Here is a 19,559-nt window from a genome sequence, read left to right as displayed (position 1 = left end):
CCATCGTCTCTGCCTGAATGTTCGGAAGCCTGTCGCCTAGCAAAACGATGCGTGTGGCCAATCTTTAACCATACAGTAGCGCGTTCACGTCTTCACGCACCCGAGCGCACGACGACGTGTGGCTGGCCAAGTGGCCGGTTGAACACGCTACGAAATTTTTCAGTTGTACCAGCGATCATCGAATGTATTTCGGAATACAATTTTTGCTATTCTTGAAAAATACGACCGCAGAAGAGGGACGAACTACGGCAGCCGGCCACTCAGGAATGACCACATACGGTCGACCGATATCTGTGCCAAGATGGCATCATCGATTGTGTTCTCAAGTGCCTCTTCTGGGCCATCAAAGTACGTTGTGCCACCTAGTTGTTCTGCCTGGAATTGGTACTGAGCATTCATCACAAGATATTTTGTCGCGAGAATAGCCTCCTTTATATTGGAGCCAGTGACGTTCGCCCCGTGGTTGGCGAGTAGTTGCGCTCGCTTTTCTCCGAGCACCTCGGCCATCCGTTCCCCTTCTTCTTCCGTAGCGATGAGTCGACCGTAATCTAAGTCATAGTCTGAAAAGGTTGGGACACCCTCGTGGAATAAGGCTGCCATATGGAAGGCTGGCTTGATCTCTGTATCCGACGCGACAAACGGCATAAGCTGAGGGGCGTGGTGATGCACAACAGCTCCGACATTGTCACGGTTTCGGTAGATTGCACGATGAATCACCGTCTCCAGGTACGGGCTAGCATCTACGTTTTCAACGATCTCCCCGTCGAATGTCATCGTCATAAGGTCGTCTTCTGTTACGAGGCCGGGACTGAGTGAACGAGAGATCAGCATCTTGTCGCCGTCTGGATGACGAACACTAACGTGACCAAAGCCCTGAATGATGCCTTCATTTGCAAGTATTCGATTTGCTGTTACGAGTTGCTGTCTTGACTTCTCAAGGTCCTGCACAACAAAAAGATATACAGAATGTGTTATCAATATTCGGGTGAACATCCACGCTAAGTGTACCTCTAAAAAATAATTGTGCTGTATAAGGTGACGCCAGCCGTGTACAAGATACTGACAAAGCGTATAGAAGATATCGACTACAGATAGCGGGAGTGTGCCGAGCGGCGAATATATACCGTACTTAAACCTTGAATTCGCTTACAGTTTCTGGTGCGAATAACTCTTCGACTGAGAGCTTTCGATTTGTGAGTCCTTGTTCGTAGGAGTACTGCGTCATTGCCTCCAGTGTACTGCGGTTAGCATCAACACCGTAGGGCCAATAATTATCACCCATAAGATCAACAGTAGACTCAAGTTCGTAAGTCTGCCAGGGAAGAGAGGTCTGAAGAGCGCTTGTGTCACGCAGACGATCGAGCCCTACTTCTTTGGCCTCAGTGAATACCTTGGTGAGTTCCTGTGCAAGCCAAGGATTATCCCGGTAGACGTCACCACGGAGAACGATAGTATGCATAATTGGGAAGAAGCCCGTCCGCTTGTAGTAGTCACGTTCTACTGAACGGTAGTCCTGCCAGAGTCTTTCAACAGAAGAGGTTGAGTAAGAAGAAGGTGTCCGGGCAGTAAGCAGGGCATCAAGATCTCCTCGTCCAAGCATCGCACTCAGTGTCTCGTCTGGTTCAATAGACGAAAGGTCGACGTCAGTAGGTAGATCAACAGAGAGTTTTTCTTCACGCCCTCCTTCTTCTTCTCCTCCATGGTACCAATGCATCTCTTCTGGGCTGACCCCATACTCGTGTTGGAGCATCCCCCGAATCCAGAGTGGGGAAGTCATCTGGTATTCTGGCACACCGACCTTCTTGCCACGGAGATCAGCAGGTCCCTCAATCCCTGCATTAGTATTCACAAAAATACAAGAGTGTCGGAAGAACCGAGAAGGAAAAACAGGGATCGCGATCAAGTCTGGATTCTCACGGTCAACAGTCATCATATAAGACGACATCGACATTTCTGCGGCGTCGAATTCCTCATACCGCAGCATCCGGAAGAACACCTCTTCAACGCTATATGGGAGGAAGTTCAGATCGACTCCTGTTGGACGCACCTGTCCTTCATATATTGCCCGTGTTCTATCAGTTAGATTACACGCCAACGAAATGTTTCCAACTGTCATAGATGGGAGGACCAACGAATAACTCAAATTTATATATTGGGGTATACACAATCTAATTCGTTTCCAGTAGCTGCACGACAAAGGCTCAATTCCATATTGCAACGGCTCTGCTTCAGCGTATCGGGACAAAAAATTATATATAAATATAATTTGATTTTGGTCGGTAATAGTACACGAACAGTGCAATTTACCAGGCAACGGCAGTTCGTCCACTCCCTCACGAGAGATAGATCAAGTCGAGTCTCATTCTGGAGTGTGTAGTATTACTTTTGATGACGTTTCTGCCGTAGCAGTTCGGGTAACAAGTTGCCCCTTATCGAGAAGAAAGTCGTATAAGTGTCTCTATACCCAAATTCCGACACCTGGTATTCCGTGCTTCTATTACTATGCTAATTGGTAAATATAGCCGCTGAGTCGAAATATTTTGCTCAGTGATGTCGATGCTGTGCAGTGATTTCCAACCGAGATACATTGCGCAATATAAACAAGGCTACTGCCGTTGGTCCGAACAACCTTCTTGTCAGCTATGCTGTCACCAGAACTCGGGGCATTCGCTGTCCGTTCCCGCTCATAACAGTCTTTTAGCTCTGTCGCGAAGGAATCGCTGACCCTGTCTGTCAGCGCCATCCCAAAGTAACTCGACGAATCCTGGACTGCTCCTTTTTGTATTAATTATCATACAATTCAAGCAGGTGAAATTATTGTCAGTCGGTAATCAACATAATACTGCTTCCATCGATTCTGAGAACTCTGCGAACAGAGCCAGGTAGAGAGAGCGAATAGGTAGATACAGATAGAGCGTGTCAAAGAGTCGGTCTCATAGAGTGTGTTTCTCTCGACCGGGATCGTATCCTCGTTCGTAGTTGGTGATTGCGACGACAAGTCGTAGGCAGAGCGCAACGAATACTTCTGTTCGTGTGTCGAAGCATCGGCCGCGAACGTGCCCGAGGCCGTAGTCCTTGACCGCGTCGTTGGTCTGTTCAACACCTGTTCGGTGGTTGTACGTCTCCTCCAAGATGGATTGTTTCAGCTGAACGTCTTCGCTGTGTTCCTCGATCCGGTCTTCGACCCTGTATTCGTTATCTTTCGGGTCGTCAGTGTTTCGCGGATTGTACGGAGCGATTGGCACGACCCCTGCGGCCAGCAGGTAGTCGTGCCAATCGAGAATGTGGTAGGCGCTATCTCCAAGCATCTACGAACGAGAGCGCAGGGCGAAGAAGTCGAAGAAAGCGAGGAGTGACACCTAGACCACTTGGCTCAGACCGTAGTTCAAGTAGAATTGACTGACTCGTCAAAAAACAAAAATATAACCAGTATCGTTGTCTATTTTCCAAATACGATCCTCAAAAAATTGAAAGGTGGTCTCGAACTGTGCTGGTACCTCCGACAAAGAGGAAAGTACGTGAGTGGGACCTCCTGCCTGTTAGGACGTTTCGTCTCCTCCATTCGGCGTCATCGTCTCGTTGCCGTCGGGTGTTATCGTTTCGTTACCGTCGGGAGTCATCGTCTCGTTGCCGTCTGGTGTCGTCGTTCCATCGTCTGGTGTCGTCGTGCCGTCGCCATCCCCGGGAGTCGGCGTCTCGTCGTCACCAGAATCGATGAATCCACTGACAGCGTTCAGGACGTCCTCCTGTGACTGTGCTGGATCGTAGGTATCCGGGAACGGCGACGCTCCGTTGTATTGATTCAACAGTGCGGCGTGGCGTGCCTCCACGCTATGGATCGAAAGTGCGGCCGACAGCAGATCCGGACTCTCGACAAAGGGGGCTGCCCCGGCGTAGGCCGCCACACCAGTATTCTCGATTACTTGCGCGAGTTCGAGGAATTCGGGGACAGTCTCGAACCCGAAGTCGTAACTCGCCGCTTCAGTGGGAGTCCCGCCCAGGAGTTCGACCGCCTGAGTGAGGAGTTCTACGTGGGACGCCTCCTGTTGACTGATCGTTTCGATTCTACTGTACACCTCGCTGTGGTCCTGCAGCATCTCTGCTTCGGCGAAGGCGCTTTCGTCGAACATTTCGAGAGCAGTCCGGTAGAAGGCGTTCTCGAGATGTTCCAGCGACAGGGCGTAATTGAGGACGTCGATGTCGGTGCCTTCGACGTCGTCGTAGGCCGCCATTCCTCCGCCATTCATTTCGCTTTCGTCATCGCTGTCCTGTGCAAGGACGGTCCCGACGCCACCACCAAGCGCCAGCAGCGTCCCACCGGCGAGCACGGATCGACTCAGGAAGCTCCGACGGGAACGGTCACTTTCCTCAGCGCGATCGGTAAGTGAGGCCACGATCTCTTCTGCACGCGTATCTGGGTCTGTTGGTCCTGTCATTGGTTCGTTGGATCTCCCAGCGCTCCCATCGTTGGCTCACTCGGGGATTGTTATGTGCTCTCCACCGCGCGGTATGATTGACTGAAGTAAAGTAACACCAATCTATTGGCTGCCGTGTGACGAAACGGAGTGAGGTAACGGGGCGTTGTCGTGGCTACAATTCGTGAATCGAGTCATACTTTTTACTCGATCGGAGACGAATTCGAGGGTATGGCATCAATTCTCGTACTGTTCGGGACGGGTGAGGGACAGACCGCGAAGGTCGCCGCCCGGATCGAAGACACGCTGCTGGGGCGTGGACACGACGTGACGACGGTCGACGTCGAATCACTCCCGGCCGATTTGGATACCGAGACGTTCGATGCAATCCTCGTCGGGTCCTCGATCCACATCGGGAAACATCACGAAGCTGTCCGCGAGTTCGTCGATTCGAACAACGAGATTCTGAACGTGCGACCCACAGGATTCTTTCAACTATCGTTATCTTCTGCAGTCGACGAACCAGAACAGCAAGCCGAAGCCGCACAGTACGTGGATGAACTGTTTGAGCGCTCTGACTGGCATCCCGATAAGATTGGCTTGTTCGGAGGGGCACTGCGCTACTCCAAGTACGGGTTCCTCAAGCGGTTGTTGCTGAAGCGTATTGCCAAGGGTGCGACCGGTGATGTGGACACCTCGCGAGATTACGAGTATACGGACTGGGACGAAGTCGACGCGTTCACCGCCGACTTCGCCGGTTTCCTCGAACAGCGCCTCGACGGGTGAGCTCCCTCTCAGAGCCCTGCTGTCGTCGGTACAGGTCAGTTGTCGTCTCAATCTGCAGGGGCCGCGCTTGGGGTGCGGCCCGCTGCGTCGCTGGCAGTTATCGTCCCCCAAGCAACAATGGCCATCGAGAGGACGAGCAACGCTCCCCAAATGTACGCCGTAATGAGAAGTTGGGGAGCCACCATCTCCATAAGCACCGTCGCAGGGAGCAGCCACTGGCCAATGACGAATCCCCAGACTGCAGTCGACCGAAGTGTCCCCGTGAGTTCGGTCCGTTCGATTGCGAATCCGGTCACGACCGCAAGAATAGAGAGAATCCCGAAGTGCGCGTGTCCGCCGACGGACGCGGCTGGTAAGCCTGGCCCAGCCGGTGAGATGGCGAACACCTGTATCAAACCCCAGGCCATTTGAATTGTCAGTGCGATATACCCTGACGCACGAAGCGTTCGTGACATCGTTGGACACCAGGGTACTGTTTGGTCGTTGGATCGAAAAATACCGACGCTACATTCGTAGCGCCGACCTCTGATAGCAGTGTGTACGTGGATTCCGACCCCGATATGGATTTCACTGTCTCCTATCGTAGGATGGGTTACTCTGAAGCTTCACGTCGTCTGTGCCGAACGCCGCACCGTCGTTCTCGATGGCGACAACCATCTCGACTTTGCCGTTCTCGACCGCTGCCTCAGAGAAGTCGATGTCTTGCGTGCGGAATTTCAGCAGCCACTTCGTTCCGGGTATCTCTTTCACGTCGACCGGATTCGCGACGCCATCTGTGTCCTGGACGATGTTGTCGGGATCTTCTTCCAGTGCGAACTGGTCGCGGTGTCCCATGAAGATGTCGTCCGGGAAGAACAGGCCGTCCGGGAAGAGTTCATCGAAGAGGCCATCTGGAAACGCCACCTCGGCCGGAATGACGCCTCGGCTCTTCAGGTTGAGGGACTCCTGTTTGACGTCCAACTTGACCGGCTTGATCTCGTCGGCGGAACCGACCCCGGCGATGGCAGCGCCACCGAGGACGGCCCCGGTCGTTCGCAGTACGCTTCGCCTCGAAACGCTCTCAAGTGTCGGCAATCGTCTCATAGATTGCTCCACTTCAACGAGTGATCCGTTGTGACATTGTCGTTATTCCTACACTCGTAGTGTTAGCGGACAGACAACCCGTATTACGACGATGCTGCTACCAGCGTGGATGACTAGCCACCCGGCCGCTCACCGATCTCGCTACCCTCCTCAAGAAACACTCGCAAAAGCTTGTCCTCCGCCTTCCGGAGGTGGGCCTGAAGCGTCGGCCGGGAAATCTCTAGGAGGTCGGCGACGTCCTCAGCAGAGTTCTCGCGCGGCCACTCGAAGTAGCCGGCGAGATACGCTGCCTCTAACGCCTGCCGCTGCCGTTCGGTGAAGTTGACAGTGGCCTCTTCCGAGAGCCACCTTGACCGCTCGGCTGGTTGCTCACCGTCGCGCTTAGCGAGCAGGTCCGCGCCGGGGTAGACGGACCGCATTTGCTTGACGAACTCGGCGATGGACGTAGACTGTGGGACCTCCACCACGAAGGTCCAGTGACCGGCGTCGATAGATCCGGACGTTATCCGACCTCCGAAGGCAACGATCTCGTCCAGAAGCGATGAACTCGTCGTCAACGCTACCATCTTCCCCGAATCTCTTCTAACGGCTCTGACGGATTCGACCGCAGGGTCGCTCCGGGCCAGATCGACGAATCGGTCCGCGTCTGCCTCCGGAACAGAGAAGTACATCAGCCACGACTCATCGTCAGTCGAAATGTATCCTTCCAGCGAGAGAGAGCAACCCAGTCGATGGGACGCATCGGAGACGAACTCGCTCGAGTCGTCGACCCGGAACTTGAGTTCGGTGACTTTCTCGGCAAACAAAAGCTGGCGGGTGCGGTCCGCGTTGATCGCATACCCAGTAGCCTCACCCAGCATCTCGAAGCCACGCTGCTCCCGCTGACTAAAAGCGAGGGGACGAGAGGTATAGACTGCAAGGACTCCATAGGTCGTCCCATCGTAGACTAAGGGTACGGCCGCCACTGACCGTATATCACGCGCGGTGGCTGCCTCACGCCACGGTTCGAATGTTGGGTCGGCCTGCACGTCTTGGCTGACCTGAACAGCACCGGTGCGAAAGGCTCGGCCGGCAGGCCCTTGACCGTTTTCGGTCTCATTCGTCATCACGGTAATTGATTCGACGTAGTCATCATCAGCCCCGGCGACGGTATCGCATACAAGCTGGTTTCCGTCCTCTTCGGGCTTCCCGATCAAGGCAAACTGGTAGAGGTCCGAGGCGGCGAGTCGGCCACAGACAGTTTGTTCGATGTCCTCCTGCATCGGCGATTCAAACAGGTCCCGGGCGACTGCGAGGAGCAGTTCGTTGATCTGGTTGAGTGTGTCGAGTTCGTCGCGCTGACGTTCCAGATCCTTCTCTTGCTGCCGGCGTTCGGAGATGTCGACAGCCATCAGAACCGCTCCGGCGAACTCCTGGCCGGACATCAGCGGAACGCCTCGTCCGGTGAAGTAGACCTTTCGGCCGTAAAGCGACTCGAATGGGAACTCAAACTCGATCGTCTCCCCATCCTTCAGCGGAGTGAAGACGTGTGACTCTCCCGTCTCCGCGACTGAGGGGAGCTCCCGGATGTCAACACCGAGTGCTTCCGACTCTTTTCCATCCGGCAATCCGGTGACCTCCTCAGTCCGTGGATTCACGTACGTAATCTGGAACTCTTCGTCGATCCGTACCATACTGAACGGAGCGTTCTCAACCAGCTCCTCGTTGAATCGTTGGGTATTCCGGAGTTCGCTCTCTCGTTTCTTCCGTTCGGTGATGTCCCGAAGGATGCCGATACAGCCGCGATACTCGCCTAGAGGTTCAGGGTAGAGTCGAAACCGAGATTCACAGACGATCGTTTCGCCAGTAGGCATCTCCGCTGAGATCTCGAACGATCCAGTGTGGGGCTCATTATTGATCGCTTCGTCGATGGACTCCTTGAGAGCCGTCCGATCTTCCTCCCGTGGGAGCAACTTATGCGCATAGCTATCTCGTGCTTCCTCCCGGGAAATCCCGAACTGCGAAAGCATCTCGAAGAATCGCCCGTTCGCTGTCTCAATCTTGAGGTTTTCATCCAGAACGTAGATACCATCGTCGACGGTTTTCAGGATCGTCTCATAGCGCTCAAGTTTGCGTTCGCGACTTATCTTTTCGTTGACATCGCGGACGACGCAGATGACGCCGTCGTCGGTTGTCCGCATCGAAAGCTCAACTGGGATGCCGTCCCCGTTCCGCCTGAGGCCGAAGGCCCGTCCCCGCCATTGACCATCCTCACGAGCTCGTGTCAGGAATTTCCCCGCCGTGCCTTCGCCATCTTCAGGCGAATAGAGTGTGTTCCACGGCTGACCGACGAGATCCTGGGTGGTATCGAACCTATGAATCTCGGCGAGTGCGTCGTTCACAGCCGCGTATTTGCTCCCCGAAATGATTCCCACACCATCCATCGAAGCCGCAGCAATTTCGGTGCCATCGATACTGATGGATGACTCGCCCATATATCGATATTCTGTTTGGTGCTTGTTAACATTACTTTCGACACACTACACAGGTAGTTTGGACATTCTTGAGAATCCGTTACTCGACCGGGATTGTTGTCCGTTTGAGGCCGTCTTTGGCGGCGTCAAGTATCTTCCCCGGCTATTCGCCGGCACCGACGAGGAGTCTGCGTTCCCTGACTACCTTCAGAATAAGATCGTCGCCTCCGTCAGATGCGAGGCCGCCACATCCACACGACGGATATTGTGGGTGCCGCCGTGCTCTACGCACTCGGGCATATCCGGTAATCCAGAGAACCACAAACACAACTTGTGAGCACTTTGTCGTCCTTTGGAAGTGTAGTCTCTGTAGTGCGTCGGACAGAGTTGCTGCTTCAGGGAAAGGGCTCTCTTTTGGATCCAACCCTATTTGCAAATCGGTCGGAGACGAGCACAGCCACGACGACGATCGTTGCAGCGACGACAAACAGTCCGGACTCGCCAACCCACGTGGTCGCCAGTTCACCACTGGAAAACGTATCGAATGGACCCTGAATGACGGCATTCCACGCAGAATGTCCCAGTATCGCCGGCCAGATACTCCCGGTTTCGAACGTCCACGCCGACCAGAGGACCGTCACCGAAACTGCCACTACGACGAACAATATCGCGGAGAGTACCCGAGACGGTCCTGCAGCGTACTGTCCGGTCAGAATCGCGGGGACGTGCCAGCAACCCCACAGAACCCCTCCCGTGAGAACCGGAGCCGGGACCCCCGCAGTAACCAATCGAGAGGCCATATACCCCCGCCACCCGATCTCTTCCCCCGCTGCCGAGATCACACCGACGACTGCTCCGATCGTCGCGGCGAAGAGCAACTCGCCAGCGAATGCCGACAGCGGATCCGACGTCCCGACAGGCGCAGAAAACTCGGCGAGACCGAGTCCCCAGGCTGCACCGTACGCGATGGCGCCGACGACGAACGGGAACAGTATCGCCTGGAGCACTCGAACGGCCACCTCGCGGTCCCGCAGTCGGAACGATAGATCATCGAACCCTTCGCCGTTCCCGACGCGTGCGACGATCGAGGCGATCGCAGGAGTCCACATAAGTGCGAGGATGTACTCGAGTTGCTGTTCAATCGGGGCCCCTGCACTGATGATCAAATACAGGAGTGGAACCGATCCGAGGAGGACCACACCGAAGTAGAGGAGGAGCCCCCGGCGAGCGGTGTGCACTTCTTCGGCAGTCGGTTCGTCGTGAGCGTGTGTTGAAGTCATCGTGTACTGGTGGAACTGCGAAGCATCTTGTCGTGCGATACGCGATGGACTGCCGAACGAGCCGACAGGGATTGCCCCCCTGCTCCCATTCGCAGCGTTTCGTCCCGGCAAGCGGTCATCGACCCACACCCCGTTGCCGTTGCGGCGAGAATTCGGGGGCGTTGGACCCGCTCGCCCGCCGACGGTAGTACCATACTGTGAGGAGGAGGGCTGGAATGCCCACGGCCGCTGCAAGCTCAGAGACCGGCGCGCCGGCAACGACTATCGGCCGCCAGTTGAACGTCCCGTGCAGGACACCGACGAACACGACGTTTCGCGTGTATTCGTAGAGCGCTCCGAGGACGAGCCCCAGAAGAACGATCCCCAGCAACGACTGGGCGATGGCAACCGGGGACGTAACGCCCCCGATCAAGACCCGTTGCGGGATATGGATGAGGGCGAACAGCATCACGCCGACGAAGATTGCTCCAGCCTTCCTGATTCGATCATCGCCGGCATCGAACAGCGCGATAATTTTGTTCTGGAGATACCCACGGAACGCGAACTCCTCGGCCATCCCGTTGAACGCGAGGTACGCGACGCCTGCGACCGCCCATATCCTGACAGACCCGTACTCGGTCGAGACGTCGATGCTCACGCTCTCACCCGAAAACAGAACCATTCCGGCGCCGACCACATTGAGCAACACGTACAGCCCGACGACGGCGAGGACGCCCGGCAGTACGTGTTCTGTGCCGAGTCCCACGGTCCGCGCGGTGAGCCCGTCGAGCCGGAGAGCGACCCAGCCTACAGCACCGATGACAGCGAAAACGGCCGACAGGACGACGAAGAAGCCGAGTTGGCTCTCGAGATGAGGATAAATTGCGAGTGGGACGACCACGATGATCAGTCCTGTCACACCGAGCAACAGGGCTGGAGGGCCCAGCCATCGCTCAAATTTGATCGACGATTCCGCTTCGATGGGTCGGGAGGTGGAATGTGCGGTCATAGGGTTAGTCGGTCGGGTGTGAGTGTCCCGATTCGCCGCGATCTGAACGGTGACGTGCCCCTGCCTGCGCGGCGCCAGCGACGTCACCGCGGGCGAGACTCCGCCAGCCGAAGACGGCCAGAAGTACCCCCACGAGAACCGCCCACGCGACGAAGCGGGCCAGTTCGCCGGTCGGCGTGAACATCCCCTCTACAGGGTAGAGCCCCTGAGCGGCGTTTACACCGGCGTGGAACACCATCGTGATCAAGACGCTACCGCCGGTGTTATTGTACAGCAGCGTCGCAACGATCGAGATCCCGACGACGATGACCGCGTAGATCGGAAGGTCGACCGCCCACCCGGTGACACCGCGTTCGATGATGCCACTAGGGGCGTGCCAGACGGCCCAGACGACGCCGATGACGAGACTCGAGGCGAGGGCGCTGTATCGCTCCTGGAGGTACGGAAGCGCGAACCCACGCCAGCCCAACTCCTCGTTGCCACCGCCCCAGAAGAAGATATTCAGATACGCCAGCGGGATGGACGCGAGTGGATTGACCTCGTTCGAATTAAGCTTCCCACCGAGCAGCAGGTGGACAGCCGCCATAAGGGTGTACAGAATCAGCGGGAGGCCGAACGCGGCGAGCCACCAGCGCGGAGCGACGCGCCACCGGAGCACCTGCGAGAACCAACGCTTCAGACTTCCGCCCGTCAGATACGTCACGATGGCGGCCGAAAGAGGCGGTCCGAAACTCCCTGCCACCAAGACGACGAGGGCTGGCGTATTGTACGCGATCAGTCCTCGATCGATGGCGCTCAACACCGGGAACCAGATTCCCCAGGTAATCGCGTAGGCACCGACGAAGAAGGCGAGGACCGGGTGGTCCCCAATCTGCTTTCTGATCGAACGCATACTCTCCAGGCTGTCAATTCGTTGAATATAATGTAAATACTATCGGAGATTCCTGAGCGGCGGGAATCCAGCGACTGGACTCTGGACCCGTTGTCGTGCGGCAGGCCAAGTCATAGAGATGCCTCGTAGGTCGCCAGCTCGACTGTACTCGGGGTCAGCAGTGGTTCATACTGTCGACGCTCGGTCGAATACGAATATCACCCAGCACGAATTTCTCAAGTAGCATTTGCACGTCTTCACTCACCCGATGATACGGTGTCGTGCGGTCTGGTGCGCAATCAGTTGCAAGTGCTACTGTCTGCTGGATCCACTATTTATCTGTCTTGAGAAGCCTAGCAGTGTACTGAGCGTGGAATTGGGCGAGGCTGTTAAGCAGGTTGAGCGCGACGAACAGGACCACGACACCGACGAGAGCAGCCACGAGTGCCTCAGGGAACGTGTCGACGGCCCAAGGACCGACGGTATACTCGCCGTCGACCCGCAGTCCGCCGACTCCGAGGATGACATCTGGGTCGTCGTAGATGAACGGGGCCGCAAGGAATGCACCTGTAACGGCTCCACTGGTCGTGAGTGCGACGAACGAAAACAGTCCGAATCCGAACTTCGCGAGTACGAGGACGACGCTCGTCCAGGTCGTTCGGGCCCTCACGAGTCGCTTGACAGCGTCGACGAAACCGTTACCAGGGACCACGAGTCCGCCAGAAACATCGAACTCCGTGAGGAACGTCGGCACCGAGGCGTCCACGCCGCCGAGGTGTCTGGCCAGAGCTGCTTCGAAGCCAGCCACGGCTGTCGCTGCCAACAACGTCACGAGGAGTATCGGCAGGCCAACCCACGTGATGAGCAGGCCGACACCCAGCACGCCAAGCGCGAGACCGACGAAGTACACGATCCCGAGCGGGAATGCGAGGGCGAGATACAGGAGATTCTTGTAGGTCTGTACCTGGAAAGGGGCACGGAAACCCTGTCGAACGGTCATAGAGGGCGAAGACTGCTTTGAATCGGGGGCCAAGTCCATCAGGCACACATATGTAATTTCATATATATTAATTCACAGGGCGGATCTCGGCCCGTTGGAACAGGGAGAGAAACCTACGTACCTAGCGACGTGATCATCTAGTATGGTCGAACAAACCGAACTCAAGAATGCAGCTATGGGCGCAGTGGTAACGATCATCTTCTCGTTCACGGGTTTATCGGCACTGCTCGGCGGAGGGGTTGCAGGCTATTTGCAGAAAGTGCCACCGAAGCGCGGTGCGAAGACCGGAGCCATCTCTGGTGGTATCGCGGTCATTCCGATACTCCTCATACTTGGACTTGGATTCGGGCTCTTTCTCTTGCAGCCCGGAGCGCTGGGGATTCCCGGAGGTGTGGAACTCGCCATCGTCCTGTTGGTTATGTTCCCGCTGCTGTTCGCCTGGATCATCGGATTGAGCGCGATCGGTGGGTATGTGGGTGCGTACCTCTACTCGAATTCTCAGTCGAAGGGTAGTGAATCGGGGACTCTGGGTGGACCATAATCCGGAGTAACCCGTCAACACCCACCTGTCTGGCTTCGAACGTGCTTTCGGACATCGCTCGAATGCGCTCAGATTCCCACTCAATCTCAGTACTCATTCCTAAGCGAGGAACATTTCCAAGGGCCAGCGTGGCGTATGCCCCGGATCTTCGTCCGTATAGCCCATCCGGAAGAGGTGCTGTGGGACATCGGCGCCACTGTCGAGTAGTTCCTGCAGACGCGTCCGCAACTCGGGACGCTCTAGCGTCTGACTCATCGGGTGGACGGCAACATCAGCAGTGGTAGCGAGCAATGCGACGCGCTCGAAGACTTGTCCTGCTTTGACTTGGGATGTCGGGTCGTCTGAGGCCGTCGTCAGACCGGCGACGAGCGATGCGCTTTCGATGAGTTTCGAGTTCTTGGCTGCTTCCCGCTCACCGAGATCGAGATGGGTGACGACGGCCTGTCCGATACGCGCCATAAGCCAAGAACTTCCGAGCGCTCCCAGTCCGATCCAGTGGCCCAGCTCCTTTCGATACTCCGGGTCATCCATCAGCAATTGGTCGGCCTTGCCCTGTAACTCGCTGATAGACTGCTTCACCGCCGGTTCGTCGACGAGGTGCAACGAGACGTCGTCTTCGGTCACAACCCCGCCGAGTTCATCCTGCACCGCTGTATCGAGTCTTCGCTCGTCGAACAGTTCGTGGCTCGTAGAGCGCTCGGTAATCGCATCGAACAGCTTGGACGGTCGGTGTGTCGATGGATCGCTGTCGTCGCGGAAGGTGACTGTCGCAACGGTATCGGTGTCCGTTCCATCGTGGTACTCAACGCGAGGCTCAACCTCGAAGTGTTCAGCCGCGACACAAAGATTTTCGATCGCACAGCCGACACTAATGTACAGTTCTCGCTTCGTCGGGTCGGCGGCGTCAAGCCAACGCGATTCATCGACTGCAATGTCGACCTCGTTCCCCAACACACGGAATCGCCACGGCTGAGAATTGTGACTGGATGGGGCTAGTATCGCGTACCGGAGGAGGAATCTGATCTTCTCGTCCATAGATGCGCCCGCTGGATAGTCGTTCGAGTCAATTTCCCAGACCGATCTTGTGAGTTCCGGCTCACTCATACCACTCTGTTCTCCCGGGGCGACAAAAGGCAAGAGGGCCGATCCCGGCACCGGGAATACCGACTAACCCACGCTACTAGGGTGAATCGTCGATACTGTTGCAGGCCGTCGGAATATCACAGATACGGCGGGACGATCGCTGGCACTACCCAGAGAACCGCGGTGCCGATCGCGGCCCAGCGACTTCGGCGCTGTACGTTCAGTACGGCGAGTTCTCCAAGGAACACTGTCAGTACCGCGAGAGCGACCGACGACAGCACGATCGTCGTCACGAGCTGGAAGGTGACGAACTGGGTCGAAACGACCACGAACATCCCCGCAGGAACGAACAGGAACGCGAGGTCGAAGAGTGACGAACCTACACTCGTGTTCGACCACGAGGTCAGCGACGCTGTACGATCAAGGGCGACTCCAACTACAAGTAGCAGTGTGGCCAGCAGAACGTACTTCGTGAGTTGAGTTGGCGCCGGCCCGAGGTGATACACTCGCTGAGAGAGCGTCGTATGGAGGACCGTTGCGAACCCGGCCAACCAAACGAAAGAGACTGTGGTTTCGCGTCGCCACTGCTCGTCGAACTGGGATGCTACGACTTGTTTCGTCAGGGCCGTCCCGGTCAGGACGCCAACCAGTCCGAACAGGAATTGATAGAGAACTGACCCAATCGACCGGACCCGCACGCCGAGGTTGGAAGGCGGGGATTTACCAACAGACCGGAGGGCCCAGTCTGTCGTTGCGTGAACCAGCCTGGGGTTGTCGGATTCTGAGAGATGTGTCGCACCCTCGGCGACCACGACGCGAGTGGCAGTCCCGTTCTCGAAAGCCCCCGTCCGTTCTCCAGGGTGGACGGCAGTGCCGGTCAGCTCCACAGAAACGTTCGTTAGCGTGCTGGGTGGCACCAGCGAGTCCTCACTCCCGGTTGCCAGCAGGAGATTTGTCGGGAACGGTTCGGCCCGCGCTGGCGGAAAGCGCCCGGCAATAGCGACGACACCGTCGACATCGGGCTGCTCATACGCGACTCGGTATGCGCTGTTGGCGCCGCCAGAGTGGCCAGCGAGGACCAGCCGCCCCTCCTCGACCCGAGAGTGGGAGCCCAGATACGAGACCCAGTTCGTGTAGTCACGTGTTGCCCGTTCGAACAGGACGGACCTCTCGCGTCTGATCTCCCAATGAATCGGTCTATCGGCCTCGAGTTCTCGCGTCTGGCCGGCAATCAGCACGGCGAACCCGTTCATAGCGAGTGCCGTACCGTAGTTGGTGTAGAGTGCGGGTGCTGTGCCCGATCCTGCTCCGAAGACGACGCCTGGTACCCGCTCGTTACCATCGGGCAGGTACAGCGTGGCGGTCGTGATGCGATCGTCTGCACGAACGTAGACCTGTTCGACAGTGTAACCACTATCCCCTGCGTCCGACCATAGTACGAACGGTGTTGCCCACCCGATGCTGCCGATGAGTGTGACCGCAAGAAGGACACCGGCGAGATGACGATTAGAATCCGGGAAGTCCATACACATATAGTAGTAGAATATATTACAGTAATTTCGGAAGTTCCCATCGGCTGAGAAGGGAGTGGTATAAAGACCGCAGAGGTTCGGTAAGCAAACGACCTAGATGGGTAGACGAGTGGCGAGCCAAAAGGAGGGTGGCGGAAGTGATGTTGGTGAGGTAATGCGAAAAGCGTCGTGAACGTCTCCCATTTCCGGAACTGATGGTAATACCGTGCGTAGCAGGCACGCACCTTTACCCGACGAATCCGTGAGCGATACCTGCTGGAAGGAGCGTTCCGCGACGGTCGACGAGCCAGGCTAGGACGAGACCGACGAGGAATACCACGAGGAGCAGTGGCCACGCGGAGATGGGATAGTAGCCGAGGTGGGCAAGCGTGAAGACCATCGCTTGGCCGATAATCCCGAGCACGCGCCCGTACCGCTCCTGAAGGAGGGGCTGGAGGAAGCCGCGGAACAGCGTCTCCTCCTGGAAGGCGGCGATCGCGAACCCGAAAAACCACCCGAGCAGGAGGTTGACGGCCCACCCGGTCGCTGTTCCGCTGGTGATCGGAGCAGCGGTGGTGGCTCCAGCCTCCCCTACAGGCGTGAGTTCGGGGAAGAGCATCGAGAGCCCGATCGCCCCAGCGACAGTCACCACGAGGACGCCGAGGATGCCGAGGGCTCCCCACAGGAGATCACCACGGAGACGGTCTCGGTCAACCCACCACGAGACGAGGTCGACGCCGACCCAGCGCGTGAAGCCAAGATATACGAGTCCGACAGATAGTACGAGAAAGATTCCGGCGAGAAACCCAAGAAATACTGGGTCAGTACTATAGCCTTCGGGGAAGTATCGATTCCAGGTCCGTGCTGCGATCGCTCTGAGGACGACGAACGCACCGAGGAGTGTGAGGCCCCGAACCTGCTGGGGACGAGTGAGAGTGTTCCGTGTCGTTGTCTCTGACGAATTCCCCCCGTCCGATGGAGTCCTCCCAAGGAGAGACCGCTCTGATTCATCTCCCAATTGTACATATGGTGGTTCGTCGAACCGTCCGGTAGCGATGCGAGCACCCCCGTATCCGATGGTCAGGAGGACAACCGCCGCGACGCCGGCGGCAACAATAAATAGCCGCGATTGAACCCCGGGATCGCTGTAGAGGAGGACGAGCAGGGCACCCGCTGCGGCGATGATGACGAGAGACAGAACGGCAAACATGTACGTGATCAGCGCCCATTGGCTGGGCGTCGCTACCTCGTAGCCTCGGTACGTGCGGTGCGCGTCTCGTGACGGAAGGACCGAGCCGATTCCGACGGCAACGCCACTGCTCGCGATCGTCAACACGACTGCCAGGGCTCCGAGGGCGAGTGCGACCGGTGCCGAGAGGCCCATAGTGACCGTGAGAATTACGGCTCCGAGCAACGAAACCGGAGTTCCCACGAGGAGGCCAGCGAACAGGTGACCGAGCACGAGTGTCCGGGACGACGTCGAAGACAGGAACTCAACAGTTCGCATCTCGCCTGCTTCACCGAACGGGTTCAGCCCGAAGATTCCACCGGAAACGTAGGCGCCGACAAAAACGAGGACGCCACCGATAACCAGTGGCAACTGCTCTGGAGTATTGAGGACACCAACCACGGCCATAACGAGGACGATCACGAGCGGGAACAGGGGTGAGAAACGGACGGGAATACGCAGCCAACGGGTCCACAGTCCAAGGGCGATAGACAACGGTTTCGGGCCAGTCCGCGGCGGGAACATCCGGTGTGTTCCCACACGAGACGGCGTAGGCAACTGCGCGGCCGGGGTGGAGGCATCACGCTGCAGAAGGCTCGTGGGTGTCGCATCAGCGAACCAGAGTCGTTGAGCGAGAGGGACCGCCACCGCGAGGAGGGCAGGGATACTCCCGAGAGCGATTGCCATAACGACGAGCGAGCCGACGCCAACCGCAGGTCCGAACGACGTTCCGGCAAACACGAACGAGAGGTAGAGAGTCGCCGGAGCCGTCACCGTCGTGAAGGGGGCCAAGAGTGCGGTTTCGCCCACGAGAGGGGCCACGGAGACGTAGCCCAGCGCGATTAATCCCACCAAGAGAAGGAGTCCGAACCCGCGGCTAGCTGCCCTGAACCGTCGGCTCTGCAGGAGCGCCAACGTGACGAGTTGGCCCATAACCGTTCCCAGTACTGACACTACCGTGAACAGCAAGCCCACCGCCAGCACGGCAGTCAGTAGGACCGACAGCTCGCCCGTGCCAAGTGCGAACGCCCCGGCGAACAGCACCGTGGGAAACAGGACGAACCCTACGAGTTGAATCGTCGAGTGAATCGTCAGCCCGAGGAGGACGGCACGCGGAGTCGTCGCTGTCAACAGGAGGCTCTCGCCTTCCGGTCGTCCCTTTTGTACGACGCTGAGCGCACTCATAACGGCGAAGACGATGACGAGGAGCGATAGCTGAACCCCGAGAAGGTCTATCGGGAGTTCACCCTGTCTTACGGCTGCCTGACCCGCGTCGTATGCGATGCGACCCCAGAAAAACAACGTCGGAGAAAACAGTGCGGCGAACCCGAGGACTGCGAGCTTCCGCTTTCGGGTGCCAAAGGACTTCCGGAGCGAGCGCCGAAGTTCGACCCGTGCGATCCCGACTCCGTGGTAGATGTCGTGACTGAGCGAACTCATACCTGAACCTCATCTGAATCCTTCGTCTCCCGGTGGGCAGCAGTCACTTCCAAGAAAGCCTGTTCAAGCGTCCGTTCTTCGCCCGTCTCGGCGCGGTGCTTGAGGTCGGCCGGCGAACCCTCGGCGACCAGCCGTCCCTCGTGGAGGACGCCGATGGTGTCGGCAAGTTCGTCGACGACCGAGAGGATGTGCGTCGAGAGGAAGACCGTAGTTTCCTCGTCGACGAGTTCTCCGATGACGTCGAGCACCGTCCGAGCGGCCCGGGGATCGAGACCGCTCGTCGGTTCGTCGAAAAAGACCACCGCCGGCTCGTGGATCAGCGCTTGTATCAATCCAATCTTCTGACGCATCCCCTTCGAGTATGTCGAGATGCGCCGGTCGGCGTCGTCGGTCATATCAAAGCGGCTCAGAAGATCCTCGATACGATCGGGGCCGACGTCGTCCGGGACATCGTGGAGGAAAGCCGCGTACGACAGCTGTTCGTGCCCCGTAAGTTCCTCGTAGACCGGCGGCTCCTCCGGGAGGTAGCCGATATGTCTCGTGACCGCCTCGCGATCGGTGAGCGGGGTCCCCAAAATCGTCGCAGTCCCCTCTGTCGGCGGCAGCAAGGTCGTCAGCATCCGCATCGTCGTCGTCTTACCGGCCCCGTTCGGTCCGAGGAAGCCGTAGACGTGTCCCTGGGGGATGGCGAGATCGAGGTGGTCGACGGCGACGTGGTCGCCGAAGCGCTTGGTCAGATCAGTCGTCCGGATGGCGAGAGTGGTATCGTTCCCGCGCTCTCGGTCGCGTTCGTCCGGAAGAGGGTCGTTATTCATATTGGTGAGATGTCCGTGAAGCTCAAAACTATCTGATGAAATTCCCGTCAGTCGAGAATACCGAT

Annotated in this window: 16 protein-coding genes and 1 pseudogene; 2 read left to right on the top strand and 15 right to left on the bottom strand. The window is 57.4% G+C overall.

The annotated features are described in order from the left end of the window. Nucleotides 1–243: 243 nt before the first annotated feature. The 4 genes and pseudogenes from D3D02_RS14600 to D3D02_RS14585 all read right to left on the bottom strand — a co-directional run bounded on the left by D3D02_RS14600 (nt 244) and on the right by D3D02_RS14585 (nt 4,436). A complete protein-coding gene (locus D3D02_RS14600; RefSeq protein WP_158599379.1) occupies nt 244–948 on the bottom strand; it encodes a class II aldolase/adducin family protein in 705 nt (234 codons plus the stop codon). 181 nt (nt 949–1,129) lie between these two features. Then, nucleotides 1,130–2,116, bottom strand: coding sequence for a PhnD/SsuA/transferrin family substrate-binding protein (locus D3D02_RS14595; RefSeq protein WP_121570727.1), 987 nt, complete (start codon nt 2,114–2,116; stop codon nt 1,130–1,132). Nucleotides 2,117–2,933: 817 nt separating this feature from the next. Continuing rightward, nucleotides 2,934–3,308: pseudogene (locus D3D02_RS14590) on the bottom strand (transposase); the annotation flags it as partial. 231 nt (nt 3,309–3,539) lie between these two features. Next, nucleotides 3,540–4,436, bottom strand: coding sequence for a ferritin-like domain-containing protein (locus tag D3D02_RS14585; RefSeq protein ID WP_121570726.1), 897 nt, complete (start codon nt 4,434–4,436; stop codon nt 3,540–3,542). Nucleotides 4,437–4,646: 210 nt separating this feature from the next. On the opposite strand from D3D02_RS14585, the gene D3D02_RS14580 reads away from it, so the two are divergent. Beyond that, a complete protein-coding gene (locus tag D3D02_RS14580; protein WP_121570725.1) occupies nt 4,647–5,201 on the top strand; it encodes a flavodoxin domain-containing protein in 555 nt (184 codons plus the stop codon). 47 nt (nt 5,202–5,248) lie between these two features. Here D3D02_RS14580 and D3D02_RS14575 read toward each other — a convergent pair whose 3' ends face one another. The 7 genes from D3D02_RS14575 to D3D02_RS14545 form a co-directional block, all read right to left on the bottom strand. Next, nucleotides 5,249–5,587, bottom strand: coding sequence for a hypothetical protein (locus D3D02_RS14575; protein ID WP_147435626.1), 339 nt, complete (start codon nt 5,585–5,587; stop codon nt 5,249–5,251). Between the two features lie 181 nt (nt 5,588–5,768). Continuing rightward, the gene (locus tag D3D02_RS14570; RefSeq protein WP_147435625.1) at nt 5,769–6,284 is read right to left on the bottom strand and encodes a hypothetical protein; all 516 of its coding nucleotides are present in this window, start codon (nt 6,282–6,284) and stop codon (nt 5,769–5,771) included. 113 nt (nt 6,285–6,397) lie between these two features. After that, nucleotides 6,398–8,758, bottom strand: coding sequence for a bacterio-opsin activator domain-containing protein (locus tag D3D02_RS14565; RefSeq protein ID WP_121570722.1), 2,361 nt, complete (start codon nt 8,756–8,758; stop codon nt 6,398–6,400). Nucleotides 8,759–9,132: 374 nt separating this feature from the next. Then, nucleotides 9,133–10,017 carry a CPBP family intramembrane glutamic endopeptidase gene (locus D3D02_RS14560; RefSeq protein ID WP_121570721.1) on the bottom strand — a complete coding sequence of 295 codons (885 nt, stop codon included), beginning with the start codon at nt 10,015–10,017 and terminating at the stop codon, nt 9,133–9,135. 115 nt (nt 10,018–10,132) lie between these two features. Continuing rightward, on the bottom strand, nt 10,133–11,005 hold the full coding sequence (locus tag D3D02_RS14555; protein ID WP_121570720.1) for a CPBP family intramembrane glutamic endopeptidase: 873 nt from the start codon (nt 11,003–11,005) through the stop codon (nt 10,133–10,135). Between the two features lie 4 nt (nt 11,006–11,009). Beyond that, entirely contained in the window at nt 11,010–11,897 is an 888-nt protein-coding gene (locus D3D02_RS14550) for a CPBP family intramembrane glutamic endopeptidase (protein WP_121570719.1), read from the bottom strand. A gap of 310 nt (nt 11,898–12,207) precedes the next feature. Next, complete coding sequence (locus D3D02_RS14545; RefSeq protein ID WP_121570718.1) at nt 12,208–12,915, bottom strand: sensor domain-containing protein; 708 nt, start codon at nt 12,913–12,915, stop codon at nt 12,208–12,210. Nucleotides 12,916–13,018: 103 nt separating this feature from the next. On the opposite strand from D3D02_RS14545, the gene D3D02_RS14540 reads away from it, so the two are divergent. Then, on the top strand, nt 13,019–13,417 hold the full coding sequence (locus tag D3D02_RS14540; protein ID WP_121570717.1) for a DUF5518 domain-containing protein: 399 nt from the start codon (nt 13,019–13,021) through the stop codon (nt 13,415–13,417). A gap of 99 nt (nt 13,418–13,516) precedes the next feature. Here the strand turns inward: D3D02_RS14540 and D3D02_RS14535 are convergent, their stop codons facing one another. The 4 genes from D3D02_RS14535 to D3D02_RS14520 all read right to left on the bottom strand — a co-directional run bounded on the left by D3D02_RS14535 (nt 13,517) and on the right by D3D02_RS14520 (nt 19,494). Then, on the bottom strand, nt 13,517–14,521 hold the full coding sequence (locus D3D02_RS14535; protein ID WP_121570716.1) for an Acg family FMN-binding oxidoreductase: 1,005 nt from the start codon (nt 14,519–14,521) through the stop codon (nt 13,517–13,519). A 116-nt stretch (nt 14,522–14,637) separates the two neighbouring features. Beyond that, on the bottom strand, nt 14,638–16,026 hold the full coding sequence (locus D3D02_RS14530; RefSeq protein ID WP_158599378.1) for a dienelactone hydrolase family protein: 1,389 nt from the start codon (nt 16,024–16,026) through the stop codon (nt 14,638–14,640). Nucleotides 16,027–16,258: 232 nt separating this feature from the next. Then, nucleotides 16,259–18,679 (bottom strand): type II CAAX endopeptidase family protein, encoded by a 2,421-nt coding sequence (locus D3D02_RS14525; RefSeq protein ID WP_121570714.1) that lies wholly within the window; start codon nt 18,677–18,679, stop codon nt 16,259–16,261. Then, nucleotides 18,676–19,494 (bottom strand): ABC transporter ATP-binding protein, encoded by an 819-nt coding sequence (locus tag D3D02_RS14520; RefSeq protein ID WP_121570713.1) that lies wholly within the window; start codon nt 19,492–19,494, stop codon nt 18,676–18,678. Before D3D02_RS14520 ends, D3D02_RS14525 begins: the two co-directional genes overlap by 4 nt. Between the last annotated feature and the right edge of the window lie 65 nt (nt 19,495–19,559).

This window comes from Halobellus sp. Atlit-38R (assembly GCF_003665925.1).
Lineage (GTDB): Archaea > Halobacteriota > Halobacteria > Halobacteriales > Haloferacaceae > Haloquadratum > Haloquadratum inordinatus.
This window is presented reverse-complemented; position numbering and strand designations above follow the sequence as displayed.

Coding starts and splice junctions, on each gene's coding strand:
- D3D02_RS14595 (WP_121570727.1), bottom strand. CDS start 2,116: ATGACAGTTGGAAACATTTCGTTGGCGTGTAATCTAACTGATAGAACA.
- D3D02_RS14585 (WP_121570726.1), bottom strand. CDS start 4,436: ATGACAGGACCAACAGACCCAGATACGCGTGCAGAAGAGATCGTGGCC.
- D3D02_RS14580 (WP_121570725.1), top strand. CDS start 4,647: ATGGCATCAATTCTCGTACTGTTCGGGACGGGTGAGGGACAGACCGCG.
- D3D02_RS14570 (WP_147435625.1), bottom strand. CDS start 6,284: ATGAGACGATTGCCGACACTTGAGAGCGTTTCGAGGCGAAGCGTACTG.
- D3D02_RS14565 (WP_121570722.1), bottom strand. CDS start 8,758: ATGGGCGAGTCATCCATCAGTATCGATGGCACCGAAATTGCTGCGGCT.
- D3D02_RS14560 (WP_121570721.1), bottom strand. CDS start 10,017: ATGACTTCAACACACGCTCACGACGAACCGACTGCCGAAGAAGTGCAC.
- D3D02_RS14555 (WP_121570720.1), bottom strand. CDS start 11,005: ATGACCGCACATTCCACCTCCCGACCCATCGAAGCGGAATCGTCGATC.
- D3D02_RS14550 (WP_121570719.1), bottom strand. CDS start 11,897: ATGCGTTCGATCAGAAAGCAGATTGGGGACCACCCGGTCCTCGCCTTC.
- D3D02_RS14545 (WP_121570718.1), bottom strand. CDS start 12,915: ATGGACTTGGCCCCCGATTCAAAGCAGTCTTCGCCCTCTATGACCGTT.
- D3D02_RS14540 (WP_121570717.1), top strand. CDS start 13,019: ATGGTCGAACAAACCGAACTCAAGAATGCAGCTATGGGCGCAGTGGTA.
- D3D02_RS14535 (WP_121570716.1), bottom strand. CDS start 14,521: ATGAGTGAGCCGGAACTCACAAGATCGGTCTGGGAAATTGACTCGAAC.
- D3D02_RS14530 (WP_158599378.1), bottom strand. CDS start 16,026: ATGGACTTCCCGGATTCTAATCGTCATCTCGCCGGTGTCCTTCTTGCG.
- D3D02_RS14525 (WP_121570714.1), bottom strand. CDS start 18,679: ATGAGTTCGCTCAGTCACGACATCTACCACGGAGTCGGGATCGCACGG.
- D3D02_RS14520 (WP_121570713.1), bottom strand. CDS start 19,494: ATGAATAACGACCCTCTTCCGGACGAACGCGACCGAGAGCGCGGGAAC.